Origin of the sequence: Pseudomonas sp. XK-1 (assembly GCF_038069885.1) — a bacterium.
In the GTDB taxonomy this organism is placed as follows: Bacteria; Pseudomonadota; Gammaproteobacteria; order Pseudomonadales; family Pseudomonadaceae; genus Aquipseudomonas.
Window position 1 is genome coordinate 414,500 of the sequence record NZ_JBBPES010000003.1, and the last position, 13,656, is coordinate 428,155.

10 protein-coding genes and 1 pseudogene are annotated in these 13,656 nt (G+C 62.5%); 7 read left to right on the top strand and 4 right to left on the bottom strand.

What is annotated here, in order from left to right; all coding sequences use genetic code 11:
• Nucleotides 1-166: 166 nt before the first annotated feature.
• Nucleotides 167-1,546: an MATE family efflux transporter gene (locus WMW70_RS10280; RefSeq protein WP_341437411.1), complete on the top strand. Its 1,380-nt coding sequence runs from the start codon at nucleotides 167-169 to the stop codon at nucleotides 1,544-1,546.
• Nucleotides 1,546-2,628 carry a DUF3080 family protein gene (locus tag WMW70_RS10285; RefSeq protein ID WP_341437412.1) on the top strand — a complete coding sequence of 361 codons (1,083 nt, stop codon included), beginning with the start codon at nucleotides 1,546-1,548 and terminating at the stop codon, nucleotides 2,626-2,628. Before WMW70_RS10280 ends, WMW70_RS10285 begins: the two co-directional genes overlap by 1 nt.
• On the opposite strand, the gene WMW70_RS10290 is transcribed toward WMW70_RS10285, so the two are convergent.
• Nucleotides 2,586-3,041 carry a gamma-glutamylcyclotransferase family protein gene (locus WMW70_RS10290; protein WP_341437413.1) on the bottom strand — a complete coding sequence of 152 codons (456 nt, stop codon included), beginning with the start codon at nucleotides 3,039-3,041 and terminating at the stop codon, nucleotides 2,586-2,588. The two genes, WMW70_RS10285 and WMW70_RS10290, sit on opposite strands and share 43 nt — an antisense overlap.
• A gap of 211 nt (nucleotides 3,042-3,252) precedes the next feature.
• A complete protein-coding gene (tusA, locus tag WMW70_RS10295; protein ID WP_325506523.1) occupies nucleotides 3,253-3,504 on the bottom strand; it encodes a sulfurtransferase TusA in 252 nt (83 codons plus the stop codon).
• A gap of 145 nt (nucleotides 3,505-3,649) precedes the next feature.
• Between tusA and WMW70_RS10300 the strand changes: the two genes are divergently transcribed.
• Nucleotides 3,650-5,191: an alpha/beta hydrolase family protein gene (locus tag WMW70_RS10300; protein WP_341437414.1), complete on the top strand. Its 1,542-nt coding sequence runs from the start codon at nucleotides 3,650-3,652 to the stop codon at nucleotides 5,189-5,191.
• A 277-nt stretch (nucleotides 5,192-5,468) separates the two neighbouring features.
• On the opposite strand, the gene rlmM is transcribed toward WMW70_RS10300, so the two are convergent.
• On the bottom strand, nucleotides 5,469-6,524 hold the full coding sequence (rlmM, locus tag WMW70_RS10305) for a 23S rRNA (cytidine(2498)-2'-O)-methyltransferase RlmM (protein ID WP_341437546.1): 1,056 nt from the start codon (nucleotides 6,522-6,524) through the stop codon (nucleotides 5,469-5,471).
• 256 nt (nucleotides 6,525-6,780) lie between these two features.
• Here rlmM and acnA point away from each other — a divergent pair, with 256 nt between their 5' ends.
• The 4 genes from acnA to WMW70_RS10325 all read left to right on the top strand — a co-directional run bounded on the left by acnA (nucleotide 6,781) and on the right by WMW70_RS10325 (nucleotide 13,005).
• Entirely contained in the window at nucleotides 6,781-9,525 is a 2,745-nt protein-coding gene (gene acnA, locus WMW70_RS10310; protein ID WP_341437415.1) for an aconitate hydratase AcnA, read from the top strand.
• Between the two features lie 138 nt (nucleotides 9,526-9,663).
• Entirely contained in the window at nucleotides 9,664-11,229 is a 1,566-nt protein-coding gene (locus WMW70_RS10315; RefSeq protein ID WP_341437416.1) for a methyl-accepting chemotaxis protein, read from the top strand.
• 336 nt (nucleotides 11,230-11,565) lie between these two features.
• The gene (locus tag WMW70_RS10320; RefSeq protein WP_341437417.1) at nucleotides 11,566-12,492 is read left to right on the top strand and encodes a toll/interleukin-1 receptor domain-containing protein; all 927 of its coding nucleotides are present in this window, start codon (nucleotides 11,566-11,568) and stop codon (nucleotides 12,490-12,492) included.
• A gap of 108 nt (nucleotides 12,493-12,600) precedes the next feature.
• Entirely contained in the window at nucleotides 12,601-13,005 is a 405-nt protein-coding gene (locus tag WMW70_RS10325) for a RidA family protein (protein WP_341437418.1), read from the top strand.
• A 143-nt stretch (nucleotides 13,006-13,148) separates the two neighbouring features.
• Here WMW70_RS10325 and WMW70_RS10330 read toward each other — a convergent pair.
• A pseudogene (locus WMW70_RS10330) lies at nucleotides 13,149-13,351 on the bottom strand (IS30 family transposase); the annotation flags it as partial.
• Nucleotides 13,352-13,656 lie beyond the last annotated feature (305 nt).

The following is a 13,656-nucleotide window of genomic DNA, read 5'->3' on the forward strand; positions in this document are numbered from 1 at the left end:
TAGGCCTCCGCAAATCAGGCCGGCATTCTAACCCGCCGGCAGCGCTTGGCTACGCTGAGTAGGGCAATGCACCCGCCGCACTTAAACACTGCTCAACAAGGTTTCCTGACCAAGCCGTCAAAGCGTAGACTGCGCGGTTTCCCGACACCCTGCCGGATACATTTCCATGCTCGCCCAAACCCGCCCACAACGCGTCGGCACCGAAGCGTACAGCCTGCTGAAGCTGGCCACGCCGATCATCATTGCCCAGCTGGCCAACACCGCCATGGGCTTCGTCGATACTGTGATGGCCGGCCGCGTCAGCCCGCAGGATCTGGCAGCGGTGGCGCTGGGCAACTCGATCTGGGTGCCGGTATTTCTGTTGATGACCGGCATCCTGCTGGCCACCACACCCAAGGTCGCCCAGCGTTATGGCGCAGGCACCCACACCGAGATCGGCCCACTGGTACGCCAGGCCCTGTGGCTGGCTCTGGGGGTGGGGCTGGCCGCTGCCGTGTTGCTGTGGAATGCCGAAATCATCCTGACCCTGATGAATGTCGACCCCGACCTGATCGAGCCGTCCATGGGCTACCTGCGCGCCGTGGCCTGCGGTTTTCCGGCGGTGGCGCTGTACCACGTGCTGCGCTGCTTCAGCGACGGCCTCGGTCACACCCGGCCGAGCATGGTCATTGGCCTGTGCGGCCTGGCGCTGAATATCCCGCTCAATTACATCTTTATCTACGGCAAGCTCGGCCTGCCGGCCATGGGCGGCGTCGGCTGCGGCTGGGCCACCGCGCTGGTGATGGGCTTTATGTTCCTGAGCATGCTCTGGTGGGTGAAGTGGGCCCCGTTCTACCAGCCGAGTAAAATCTTCAGCCACTTCGAGTGGCCACAATGGCCGGTGCTCAAGCGCCTGTTGTCGGTCGGCCTGCCGATCGGCATTTCGGTATTCGCCGAATCGAGCATCTTCGCCGTGATCGCCCTGCTGATCGGCGGCCTGGGAGCCACCGTGGTGGCCGGCCACCAGATCGCCCTCAACTTCAGCTCCATGGTGTTTATGATCCCCTACTCCCTGGGCATGGCCGCTACCGTGCGCGTCGGCCAGGCCCTGGGCCGCGGCGAGCCCCGCGAGGCGCGTTTTGCCGCCGGTGTGAGCATGGGCGCGGCTCTGGCCTACGCCTGCCTGTCGGCCAGCCTGATGTTGCTGCTTCGTGAACAGATCGCGCAGATCTACACCCCTGATCCTGCGGTTATCGCGGTGGCCACCACCCTGCTGGTCTACTCGGCGCTGTTCCAGTTTTCCGATGCCATCCAGGTCACCGCCGCTGGTGCGCTGCGCGGCTACCAGGACACCCGCGTGACCATGATCCTGACCCTGTTCGCCTACTGGGGCATCGGCTTGCCGGTGGGTTACGCCCTGGGTCTGTCCGATTGGCTCGGCGCGCCCAGCGGCCCCAGTGGCCTCTGGCAAGGCCTGGTGGTGGGCCTGACCTGCGCCGGCGGCATGCTTGCGGTGCGCCTGGCCGGTAGCGCGCGCAAACGCATCCGAGCCGCTAAGATGGCCTGATGATCGCCCGCCTGCTGCTCCTCGCCGCCCTCGCCAGCCTCTGCGCCTGCAGCCCAGGGGACTCGGGGCTGGCGCTGCAAGATGACTACCTGCAGCGCCTGAGCAACGCCCTCGACGAACCCCGCCCCGAAAGCTTCGACAGCGCCGAGCTGCCGCGCTACCGGATGCCGCCCCGGCGCGAGCGACTTATCGCGATTGCCGAGGTGCGCATCAGCCTGCTCGACCTGCTGATCGATGTGCATCGCTGCCCCGCCCTGCAACAACAGATCAGCCAGCGCAACAGCAGCCTGGGCAAACAGCTCACGCCCAGCAGCCGCCTGGCCTATGAAGGCGATCTGCTGCGCGGCCTAGACGCCTGCGCCGCGCATATGCGCGGCAGTGATGACCCGGCGCTGAGCCAGACCCTCGAAACCCTGGCCGCCGCCAAGCGCCAGCAACTGCCGGCGGTGTACTGGAATGCCCTCAATGGCAGCGCCGAAGTCGAGCGTTACCTGCGCTTTGCCGAAACCGCGCTGCCGGCCGCCGCCGGCGAAGACAACGCCGCCCTGGAGGCTCTGGCGCAGCTGGTCGAAATCGGCAGCGCCCTGCCCGAGCGCCTGCCGCCAGCGGCGGCGCAGCTCGACGCGCTGTTCTTTGCTCTGCATGCCAGCGACCAAGGCGGCCAGTTGATCACCAGCCTGGCCAGCCTGACTCACAGCCTCGAACAAGGCAGCCAACTGCTGGAAAGCCGGCAACAGCGACGGCCGCTGTGCCCCACCGGGCAGGCCACGGCCCGCGCCCGCATCGTGCAGAACATCTTCGTCAAGTATTACGCCGGCAGCCTGCAGCCCTATCTGGCCCAGGTCCATCGCCGCGGGCAGAGCTGGAGCGCCAGCCTGCGCCGGCTCGCCAGCACGGCGCAGATCCCCGCGGCGACCCGCGACTATCTGCTGCAACTCAGCGCCGAGGACGCCTCGCTCTGGGCCGACTTCGAACGCGCCACCGCGCGCCATGTGCTCAGCTGGCAAGAGCTGCTGAACAGCTGCGGCCTGGCCCCCGGTCAGTCGGGATGGAAGGGCAACTCGGCCAACGCCGACCAGTAACGCTCGGACAAAAGCTCGCGGCCAGCCAGCAGGTGAGCCAGGTAATCGGCGCTGGGCAGCAGGCCCTCGGCGCGAAAGACCGGATTGGCGATATACACCCAGGCCGGCTGCACGCCGTGGTTGGTCAGAACCGGCATGCACTCGCGACTGTAATAGATCGGCGTGCCTTCGAAATGATCCAGCTTGGCGATCTCGTCAGCGTCCTGCAGGCGATAGAGCACGCCCTCCACCACAGCGTCGCGCTGATGGCGAATATTGGCGTAGGCGCGCCCCGGCGCACGGTCCATGGCGCGCTTGTTGAAACACAGACCGTAGCCGGGCAAACGCCCGGGCAGCGCCTCGACCACGCTCAGACCGCGAGCCTGCATGCGCGCCGGGTTCATATTCGAGCCGTAGGCGAAGTACCAATTCATTAGGCTATGTACCAATTACCTGTGACATGGGGTGCCTGGGGAGGAATGACACTGTCGCCGCATTAGGTAGGGTGCGCCGTGCGCACCAGGAATCCGCAGCCAGCCCCGATGCGCACGACCTAGACAGCCCCGCGTCCCCGACGCAGTCAGGCCCCTTCACACTTTTGCGCCGACACCTCAGCGCAACACAGTACTTAGGCGTGATCATTTATTAATCGAGTTTCTTGCGAATCAAGTAGAGATAGGTCGCGCCCTCTTCAGCCTGCTCCACCAGCTCATGGCCAAGAAACACGCAGAACTTGGGAATATCGCGGCGGGTCGAGGGGTCGGTGGCGATCACCTTGAGCAGGCCACCGGCCGGCAGGTCGCGCACCTTGTTGTGCAGCATCATCACCGGCTCGGGGCAGTTCAGCCCGGTGGCATCGAGGGTGTCATCGGGTATGGCAGTGTTTTGCAAAGACATCGGCAGGCTCCAGTTGCAGGCCGCTATTCTGGCGCAAAGCTGACCCAAAGGTCATCCCGCAAAGCGACACAACCTTGGATGGGCAGCCGCAAGCGGCCACTTAGGGCAGGCTGCGCAGCGCCAACTATTCCAATAAGAGCCCTTTATGCGCCTAGCCCTGCTCCTCGCCGCCCTGCTGCTCGGCGGCTGCGCCGCCCGTGACCAACTGCCCGACTTCAGCGCCAGCACCGGGCAGGACCTGCCCGCCCGCCACTTTGACGCGGTGATCCATGGCCGCGATGGCACCCGCCTGTCGGCTACGGTGTTCCAGCCGGCGCTCAAGGCCGGCGAACAGGCCCCGGTGATCGTCCACACCCACGGTTGGGGCGGCTGGCGGGTAACCCGGCCGAACGGCTTCTACGGTACCCAGATGATGTCCGGCCGCGCCGCCCTCAAGGCCTGGCAGGCCGGCTATTGGGTGATCAGCTATGACCAGCGCGGCTGGGGCGGTAGCGAAGGCAATATCGAAATGATGAACCCCGAGTTCGAGGTGCAGGACGCCCTGGCGGTGATCGACTGGGCCGCCGCCCACCTGCCGCGCCTGAGCATGGACGGGCCGAACGACCCCAGGGTCGGCATGCTCGGCGAAAGCTATGGCGGCGCGGTGCAGTTGCTGGCCTCGGCCGAGGACCCGCGCATCGACGCCATCGTGCCAATTGCCACCTGGTACGACCTGGGCGAGGCTCTGGCCCCGGACAGCCACCTGAAAGTCGGCTGGACCAGCGTGCTGCTCAGCCTGGGCCTGGCGACCGGTTATGACCTGGGCAAGTTTATCCAGGCCCCCTACCTGAAAAGTGTCGATGGCCGCATGCGCGAACCGGTGCGCGCCGAGCTCAAGGCCCACAGCCTGGCCAGCTACTGCGAGCGCGGCCAACGCCCGCAGGCCGATGCCCTGCTGATTCAGGGCATGCGCGACACCCTGTTCCCGCTCAATCAGGGCCTGGCGATCCGCGACTGCCTGCAGCAGGGTCCGCAGGATGTGCGCCTGCTGGGCATGCAGGGTGGGCATATCCTGCCTCCGCCCGTGCAGCGCTGGAGCGGCCTGCCGCCGTTCAACAACGAAGCGGTGCTGCACTGCGATGGCCGGGCGATCAACCTCTACCAGGCCATAGTCGCCTGGTACGAAGACAAACTGCGCGGCCGCAGCGGGGTTGCGGCGAGCATTCCCGAGCTTTGCGTCAGCCTCGACCTGGACCAGGGCCTGGCCCTGCAGCAACTGCCTGGCAACCAGCGCATCGAACTGCCCGCCACCGCGATTCGCCCACTCAGCAGCGGCCTGCTGCAACCGGCACGGTTTATCCCCTTGCAGCAGGTGCAGCAGCCCAGCGCCCTGATTGGCGTGCCGCGCCTGCACCTGGAAAACGCCGAACGGCTGCCAACCCTGTTTGCCGCCCTGGTGGTCCAGCGCGCCAATGGCAAGAGTGAAGTACTGAGCGAGCAGGTCACCCCGCTCAAGGGCCGAGCCAGCACCGAACTGGCCGCCGTCAGTACCCAGCTGCAAGCGGGCGATACCCTGGGCTTGCGCATCAGCGGCTTTAGCGGCCAGTACCTGTTCAACGGCTCCTGGCAGCTCTCCAGCAGCAGCCTGCAAGGCGCACTGGAACTGCCGCGCCTGCTGCCCCACGCGCAACAGCTGGTTGAGAAGTAGGCAACAGGGAGCGCTCGGTGGCGCAGCCTGGGTGCCGCATCGCTCCCGGATTGCGCCGAGGCTTATCCGGCTACGGGAGCTGTGACGCCTTGTTCACCCACCATTGATGCTGGTGAATGGGTAAAGCGTCATCCACCCTACGGCTCAGCAGGCGCGGCTGGGCGGCACTCCGCCTTGGCCGCGAAGGGAGCTGATCGCGGACAAGTCCGCTCCTACAGACCCTGTGCGCAAGCTGCCAGACGGGATAACCCGATGGCTGCCTGAGCCACGCCCCGGGCTACTTGCCTAACCGGCGCAGATGGCAGGTCACTTCCTCACGGTCGTGGTAGAGCTGCTTGCAGGCGATCGAGACCTTGATCTTGCGTTCGGCAAAGCCGTCTTCCAGGCGTTGCAGCAGGCGACGCACTTCGGCGTAGCGCTGTTTCATCGGCAGCTTGAGGTTGACCACCGCTTCACGGCAGTGGCCCTCGCCTATCCAGGTTTCGAGCAGGGCGGCGCTGCGTGCGGGTTTTTCGACGATATCGCAGACCATCCAGTCCACCGGCTGCTTGGGCTTCCAGGTAAAGCCATCGACCATCAGGTGGGTCACCAGGCCGGTGTCCATCAGGCTTTCGGCCATGGGGCCGTTGTCGATGGCGGTCACCAGCATGCCGCGTTTGACCAGCTGGTAAGTCCAGCCGCCCGGCGCGGCACCGAGGTCGACCCCGGTCATCTCGTCAGACAGGCGCTCGTCCCACTGCTCGCGGGGAATAAAGGTGTGCCAGGCCTCCTCCAGCTTGAGGGTCGAGCGGCTCGGCGCTTCCCGGGGGAACTTCAGGCGCGGAATGCCCATGGGCCAGATCGCCGAGTTATGCGGCTCGGCCATGCCGACGAAGACCTCGCGGCCGCTCTTGAAGGTCAGCAGCAGGCGCGGCTTCTGCGCATCCTCCACCAGCTTGCCGGCCTTGCTCAGGGCGTTGCGCAGCGGTGCTTCGAATTTCTTGCAGAAGTTCGACAGCTCCTTGCCGTCGTTGGTGTCCAGCACTTCCAGCCACAGGCTGCCGAATACCGGCGAGCCGGCCAGATGAGCCAGCAGCACGCTGATGCGGTCCAGTTCCGGCAGGTCGATAAACACTCCGCGGGCCCACTGCCTTGGAAAAATCAGCTGATTGAAGCGCACACCGCGCATCAGGCGCTCGGCACCATCGGCCTCGGTGCAGATAAATTCGGCGCAGGCGGTGCTCGGCTTGGCCTTGGCATAGCCGGCCACGTCCAGGCGGGCGGCGTGTTCGGCGATTTCCGCACACACCTCGTTCTCGAAACCGGGGCGGCAGTGCAGTAGCAAGGTGGTGATCGGCGGGGTGGTCATCGGGGTTCTCCTCAAGGCGCGCATCATAACGGACTCGGGAACCCGAAGCGCTTGCAACCTGTCCAGTGACAAGACCCGATGCTTTCGCCCGCCGCTCGCGCCTATTGCGACGCCCCTTGTCGAGCAGGGCGTTTTTAGCGCTTTATCGGCAAGCCAGGCCGTTCTGCTACGGCCTGCTAGGGTGAAGGTTCTGCAGCAATTAAATCCGGCTTGCAGCGTGGCAAGCCTCAGGAGATGCGCAATGCCTTCCTTAGATAGCCTGAACAGCCGCCGTAGCCTCGACGTGGACGGCCAGACCTACCACTACTTCAGCCTGCCGGAAGCGGCCAAACGCCTCGGCAATATCGACAAACTGCCCATGTCGCTGAAAGTACTGCTGGAGAACCTGCTGCGCTGGGAGGACGGCAAGACCGTCACCGGCACCGACCTGCAGGCCATGGCCGACTGGCTGCACAGCCGCAGCTCGGAACGGGAAATCCAGTACCGCCCGGCCCGGGTATTGATGCAGGATTTTACCGGCGTACCGGCGGTGGTCGACCTGGCCGCCATGCGCGATGCCATGGCCAAGGCCGGCGGCGACCCACAGAAGATCAACCCGCTGTCGCCGGTGGACCTGGTGATCGACCACTCGGTGATGGTGGATAAATTCGCCAGCGCCGCCGCTTTCGGCGAGAACGTCGCCATCGAGATGCAACGCAACGGCGAGCGCTACGCCTTTCTGCGCTGGGGCCAGCATGCCTTCGCCAACTTCAGCGTGGTGCCGCCGGGTACCGGCATCTGCCACCAGGTCAACCTGGAATACCTCGGCCGCACCGTGTGGACCAAGGAGGAAGACGGCCAGACCTTCGCCTTCCCCGACACCCTGGTCGGCACCGACTCGCACACTACCATGATCAACGGCCTTGGCATCCTCGGCTGGGGCGTCGGCGGCATCGAGGCGGAAGCGGCCATGCTCGGCCAGCCGGTGTCGATGCTGATTCCCGAGGTGATCGGCTTCAAGCTCAGCGGCAAATTGCAGGCCGGTATCACCGCCACCGACCTGGTGCTTACCGTCACCCAGATGCTGCGCAGCAAGGGCGTGGTCGGCAAGTTCGTCGAGTTCCATGGCGACGGCCTCGCCGACCTGCCCCTGGCCGACCGCGCCACCATCGCCAATATGGCTCCGGAATACGGCGCGACCTGCGGCTTCTTTCCGGTGGACGACATCACCCTGGGTTACCTGCGCCTGTCCGGCCGCCCGGAGCAGAGCGTCAAGCTGGTCGAGGCCTACTGCAAGGCCCAGGGCCTGTGGCGCGAACCGGGCGTTGAGCCTGCATTCAGCGACAGCCTGGAGCTGGACATGGGCAGCGTCGAGGCCTGCCTGGCCGGACCCAAGCGCCCACAGGACCGGGTCGCCCTGCCCCAGGTCAAACAGGCCTTCGACGACTTTCTCGGCCTGCAACTCAAGCCTGCCGCCAAAGACGACGCGCGCCTACTCAACGAAGGCGGTGGCGGCACCGCCATCGGCAGCGACGAACCCCATAACGAGTTCGAGTATGAACATGAGGGCGAAACTCATCGGCTGAGCAACGGCGCAGTGGTGATCGCCGCCATCACCTCCTGCACCAACACCTCCAACCCCAGCGTGATGATGGCCGCCGGCCTGCTGGCGAAAAAGGCCATCGAAAAAGGCCTGCAGCGCAGACCCTGGGTCAAGAGCTCCCTGGCCCCCGGTTCCAAGGTGGTGACCGAGTATTTCAACGCCGCCGGCCTGACCCGCTACCTCGACGAACTGGGCTTCAACCTGGTCGGCTACGGCTGCACCACCTGCATCGGCAACTCCGGCCCGCTGCTCGAACCCATCGAAAAGGCCATCCAACTGCACGATCTGTGCGTGGCGTCGGTGCTGTCCGGCAACCGCAACTTCGAGGGCCGCGTGCACCCGCTGGTAAAAACCAACTGGCTGGCCTCGCCGCCCCTGGTGGTGGCCTATGCCCTGGCCGGCAGCGTGCGCCTGGATATCAGCCGGGAAGCCCTGGGCCTGGGCAAGGACGGTCAGCCGGTGTACCTGCGCGATATCTGGCCAAGTCAGGAAGAAATCGCCGCGGCGATTGAGAAGGTCGACACCGCGATGTTCCACAAGGAATACGCCGAGGTGTTCGCCGGCGACGCCCAGTGGCAGGCCATCGAAGTGCCGCAAGCCGCCACCTACGCCTGGCAGGCCGACTCCACCTATATCCAGCATCCGCCGTTCTTCGAAGGCATCGCCGATGCGCCGCCGCATATCGGTGATATCCACAACGCGCGCATCCTCGCCCTGCTTGGCGACTCGGTGACCACCGACCACATCTCCCCGGCCGGCAATATCAAGGCCGACAGCCCGGCCGGGCGCTACCTGCGCGAACAGGGCGTGGAGCCGCTCGACTTCAACTCCTACGGCTCGCGCCGCGGCAACCATGAAGTGATGATGCGCGGCACCTTCGCCAATATCCGCATCAAGAACGAAATGCTCGGCGGTGAGGAAGGCGGCAACACCCTGCACCTGCCCAGCGGCGAGAAGCTGTCGATTTATGACGCCGCCATGCGTTACCAGGCGGCCGGCACCCCGCTGCTGGTGATCGCCGGCAAGGAATACGGCACCGGTTCCAGCCGCGACTGGGCGGCCAAGGGCACCAACCTGCTAGGGGTCAAGGCGGTAATCGCCGAGAGCTTCGAGCGCATCCACCGCTCCAACCTGGTCGGCATGGGCGTGTTGCCGTTGCAGTTCAAGGCCGGGCAGGATCGCAAGGCGCTCAAGCTGACCGGCCACGAAACTCTTAACCTCTACGGCCTGGACGGCGTCGAGCTGCATCCCCATATGAAGCTGATGCTGGAAATAAACCGTGACGACGGCAGCCGCGAAAGCTTCGAAGTGCTGTGCCGCATCGACACCCTCAACGAGGTCGAGTACTTCAAGGCCGGCGGCATCCTCCACTATGTGCTGCGCCAGCTGATCGCCACCGCCTGAACCAGGCCGGGCAGTCAGCAGGCGTCTGCCCGGCGCGTTGCGGCCGATACCAGCTAGAATGCAGCGAACAGTAAAATGATTAAATTTAAGGCTTACGCGGCCGATCAAGTGGTATCGACCTAAGGGACACGTCACCCCATGCGCAATAATCAACCGGTTACCCAACGGGAACGTACCTTCCCGACCCAGCAACGTCTGATCTCCACCACAGACGTCAAAGGCCAGATCACCTACTGCAACGATGCCTTTATCGACATCAGCGGCTTCACCCGTGAAGAGCTGCTGCGTGCGCCGCACAACCTGGTGCGCCACCCCGATGTACCGCCTGCGGTGTTCCAGCATATGTGGGACACCCTGAAAAGCGGGCGGCCGTGGATGGGCATCGTCAAGAACCGCAGCAAGAATGGCGACCATTACTGGGTTAACGCCTACGTCACCCCAATACTGGAAAACAACCAGGTGGTGGGCTACGAGTCCGTGCGGATCAAACCCACAGCCGAACAGGTGCGCCGCGCCGAAGTCCTCTACCAGCGCATCAACACCGGTAAATCGGCCATCCCCAAACGCGACACCTGGTTGCCGGTACTGAAAGACTGGCTGCCCTTTGTCCTGATCAGCCAGATCGGCTTTCTGATCGGCATGTGGCTGGGCCATAGCTGGGGCTTTCTACTCGCCGCCGGCCTGTCCATCCCCCTTGGCCTGATCGGCCTGACCTGGCAGAACCGCGGTATCAAGCGCCTGCTGCAACTGGCCGCACAGTCCACCTCCGACCCGCTGATCGCGCAGATGTACACCGACAGCAGCGGCGTCCAGGCCCGCCTGGAAATGGCCATGCTCAGCCAGGACGCCCGCCTGCGCACCTGCCTGACCCGCCTGCAGGACACCGCCGAACACCTCACCAACCAGGCCAAGCAGGCCGACGCCCTGGCCCACAACAGCTCCGCCGGGTTGGAACGCCAGCGCCAGGAAACCGATCAGGTGGCCACCGCCATCAACGAAATGGCTGCCACCACCCTGGAAGTGGCCAGCAACGTGGCACGCACCGCCATCGCCACCCAGGACGCCAACCGCCTGACCAGCGCCGGCCGCACCATCGCCTCGGAAACCCGCGAAGCCATCCAGCGCCTCTCCGTCTCCGTGGGTGAAACCGGTGAAACCGTCACCCGCCTGGCCCAGGACAGCAACGAAATCGGCGGCGTGGTCGACGTGATCAAAGGCATCGCCGACCAGACCAACCTGCTCGCCCTCAACGCCGCCATCGAGGCGGCGCGTGCCGGCGAAATGGGCCGTGGCTTTGCCGTGGTGGCCGACGAAGTCCGCTCCCTGGCGCAACGCACCGCCGAATCAACCGGGCAGATCCACCAACTGATCGCCAAACTGCAACGCACCGCCGAAGAAGCGGTCATGACCATGGAAATCGGCCGCAAACAGGCCGACGAAGGGGTCGAGCGCGTACAGAAAGCCGACGACGCCCTCGCCGGCATCAGCGAAGCGGTGGCCAATATCACCGACATGGCCAACCAGATCGCCGCCGCCGCCGAGGAACAAAGCGCCGTGGCCGACGAAGTCAACCGCAGCATCACCACCATCGCCCAACTGGCCGACCAGACCGCCGGCGAAGCCCACAGCACCGCCCTGCTCAGCGAAGCCCTCACCGCCACCGCTCAGGGTCAGTATTCCCTGGTGGAACGCTTTAACCGCTAGCCCCAAGTGCGCCGGCCTGCCGGCGCACTCTCTCCCCTCCTTCCAACCGCCTCGCCCACCAGACGACGGCCATTTACCAGCATTCAAGATGGACAGCCCCATCCGCGATGGAATAGCTTCTGGCAAAGCTGCCGGGCAGAACAACTCCGCCCGCAAACGGCTTGCCATCCCCTGTCACGTTGCCCTTAAGCCCTGCCGCCTTTGCGCCGGCCGACCTTAAGCAAAACAAGGGCATAGTCGATGACAAGGAAGTTTATGCGACACGTATCGTGATAGATCGCGATATAGGTGCCGCCTAATTAATTGTTATGTGCACAAGGAAATTCGGTAAAGACTATGAACGTATTAGAAAGAATAGAATTCCTAGATAAAATTGGAACAGAATTACAATCCAGAATGACCTTTGCCGATATTGACACTTATTTTCGTGGGCACGGCGTCCCAACACAAGAAGAATACCCCCACAACAGCAAAAGATCCTACTCGAAAGATATGCTGTCCAAAGTGGACGACGAGTTACTCTTTAAGATTGCCGCAGAACTCAACATTGCAGACGCACCAAACAGCACAACAACCCCAAAAGAAGTTAGCTTCTGGAAGCCTGGGCACTTCCGTCTTTTCCTCAGTCACTTGGCATCATTTAAAGTTCAAACATCGCATCTTCAAACAGCTCTCAGAAAATATGCCATTTCAAGTTTTGTGGCACACGAAGATATAGAGCCAACAAGAGAATGGCAGGATGAGATAGAAGCAGCCCTACAAACAATGGATGCTCTTGCAGCTATTCTTATGCCAGGCTTTCTGGAAAGCAAATGGTGCGATCAAGAAGTGGGTTTCGCAGCTGGTAGAAACTCATTAATTATTCCAATTCGTAAAGGCTTAGACCCATACGGATTTATAGGAAAAATCCAAGGAATACAGGCTCAAAGCAAAACCATAGGAGAAGTAGCAGAGGCTATATTCACCACTCTTGTCAAGTCACCCAAAACCAAAAACAAAATCCTTCATGCTTTATCTGGCGCAATTTCAAACGCCACCACTAGCGAGGAAGGAATTGAGAAAGTTAGCATCCTAAAGTCTCTTAACAACATTCCAACTGAAATATTGGAAAATCTCAAACAGCAAATACTCGACAACAGCCTCCTTATGGAATCGAAAGACTTCCTAGAAAATCTGAATATAATGCTCAGCAAGTTCAATGTTAAGAAAATGCAAACCAAGAACAAAGAGCAAGAAGCCGAGTGGGAAGACCTTCCATTCTAAATATTCGCATGACAATTGGTTCAAACCGTTCGCCTCGCTCACTGGGACGCACTAAAACCCACCCCTTAACCAAACGTTAGGCGCTGGACGTTCGCTTCGGAGATTCGCATGAGCAAGAAGATCATTTCTGTTTGCGAGGCACCGACTCCGGTCGGCCCTTACTCTCAAGGCGTAATTGTGGACGGTTGGATTTGTACGTCTGGACAGGTTGGTCTGGACCCAGCGTCAGGAATGTTGGTAGGGAAGGATGTCGCGGCTCAAGCTGATCAAGCATTACGCAACATTGAAGCCATTTTACGGTCAGGCGGATCCAGCCTTGATCAAGTCTTTCGCGTTACTGTATTCCTGACAGACATGGATGATTTCTCCACCGTTAACGCAGTCTATTCAAGATACTTTCCATCGAACTTCCCCGCTCGTTCGTGCGTGGAGGTGTCGCGCCTACCTCTTGGGGCGCTGATAGAGATTGATGCAATGGCCAAGATACCTAGTGGGCGTCCCGTTTCCGGATAGAGTCACACCTAACAACGTATATGGACTCTCCCCACAAGTAGTGAGTAAAGCTTTGCTTTTGCATCTGTCGCAAGCGCGGTTGCATTCGTATATCCAGCCTGTTTTGGGCGTTATCGCCCTGGCCATTCTGTAGGTCGCGCAGCGGGGGCCAAACGCTCACGCAGCCTATGGACCACCAACTCGAAGCGCTCGCTACCCGGCAGTAACTTTCGCATCGACCGACACATCTGACAGCGGGCCTGCATCTGTTGTTGGGCTACATGGGCCGAGTAGCCACCGCAGGCATCTCGCTTGCGGCGCACCTCTCGACTGATTAGGCAGACGGGCAATCCTGTACGGGCTTGATGCCTTGGGCATGGCCGAATGTTGGCGCGTTGTTCACGCTGAGCCCGGTGGGCCATACCGAAACGACCCAAATATGCGCTCAGCTTTTGCCGCCGCTCTGCTTTCCCCGCCAAAGATCGAACGGTGCTGTTCTTGACCGCCATCTGCGACTGTCGCATTCAGGCATGCAGAGGTTGTTTCTGTTGCTGGGGAAGTTTGCCAGGCGACATATAGTCGGCTCGCCGCCGGGTTGATATTGATGGGTACCCGGCTTACCGCCAAGGCTATGGGCCAGACCACGCGCAGTGGCAGCTGAAGTCTGGCCGT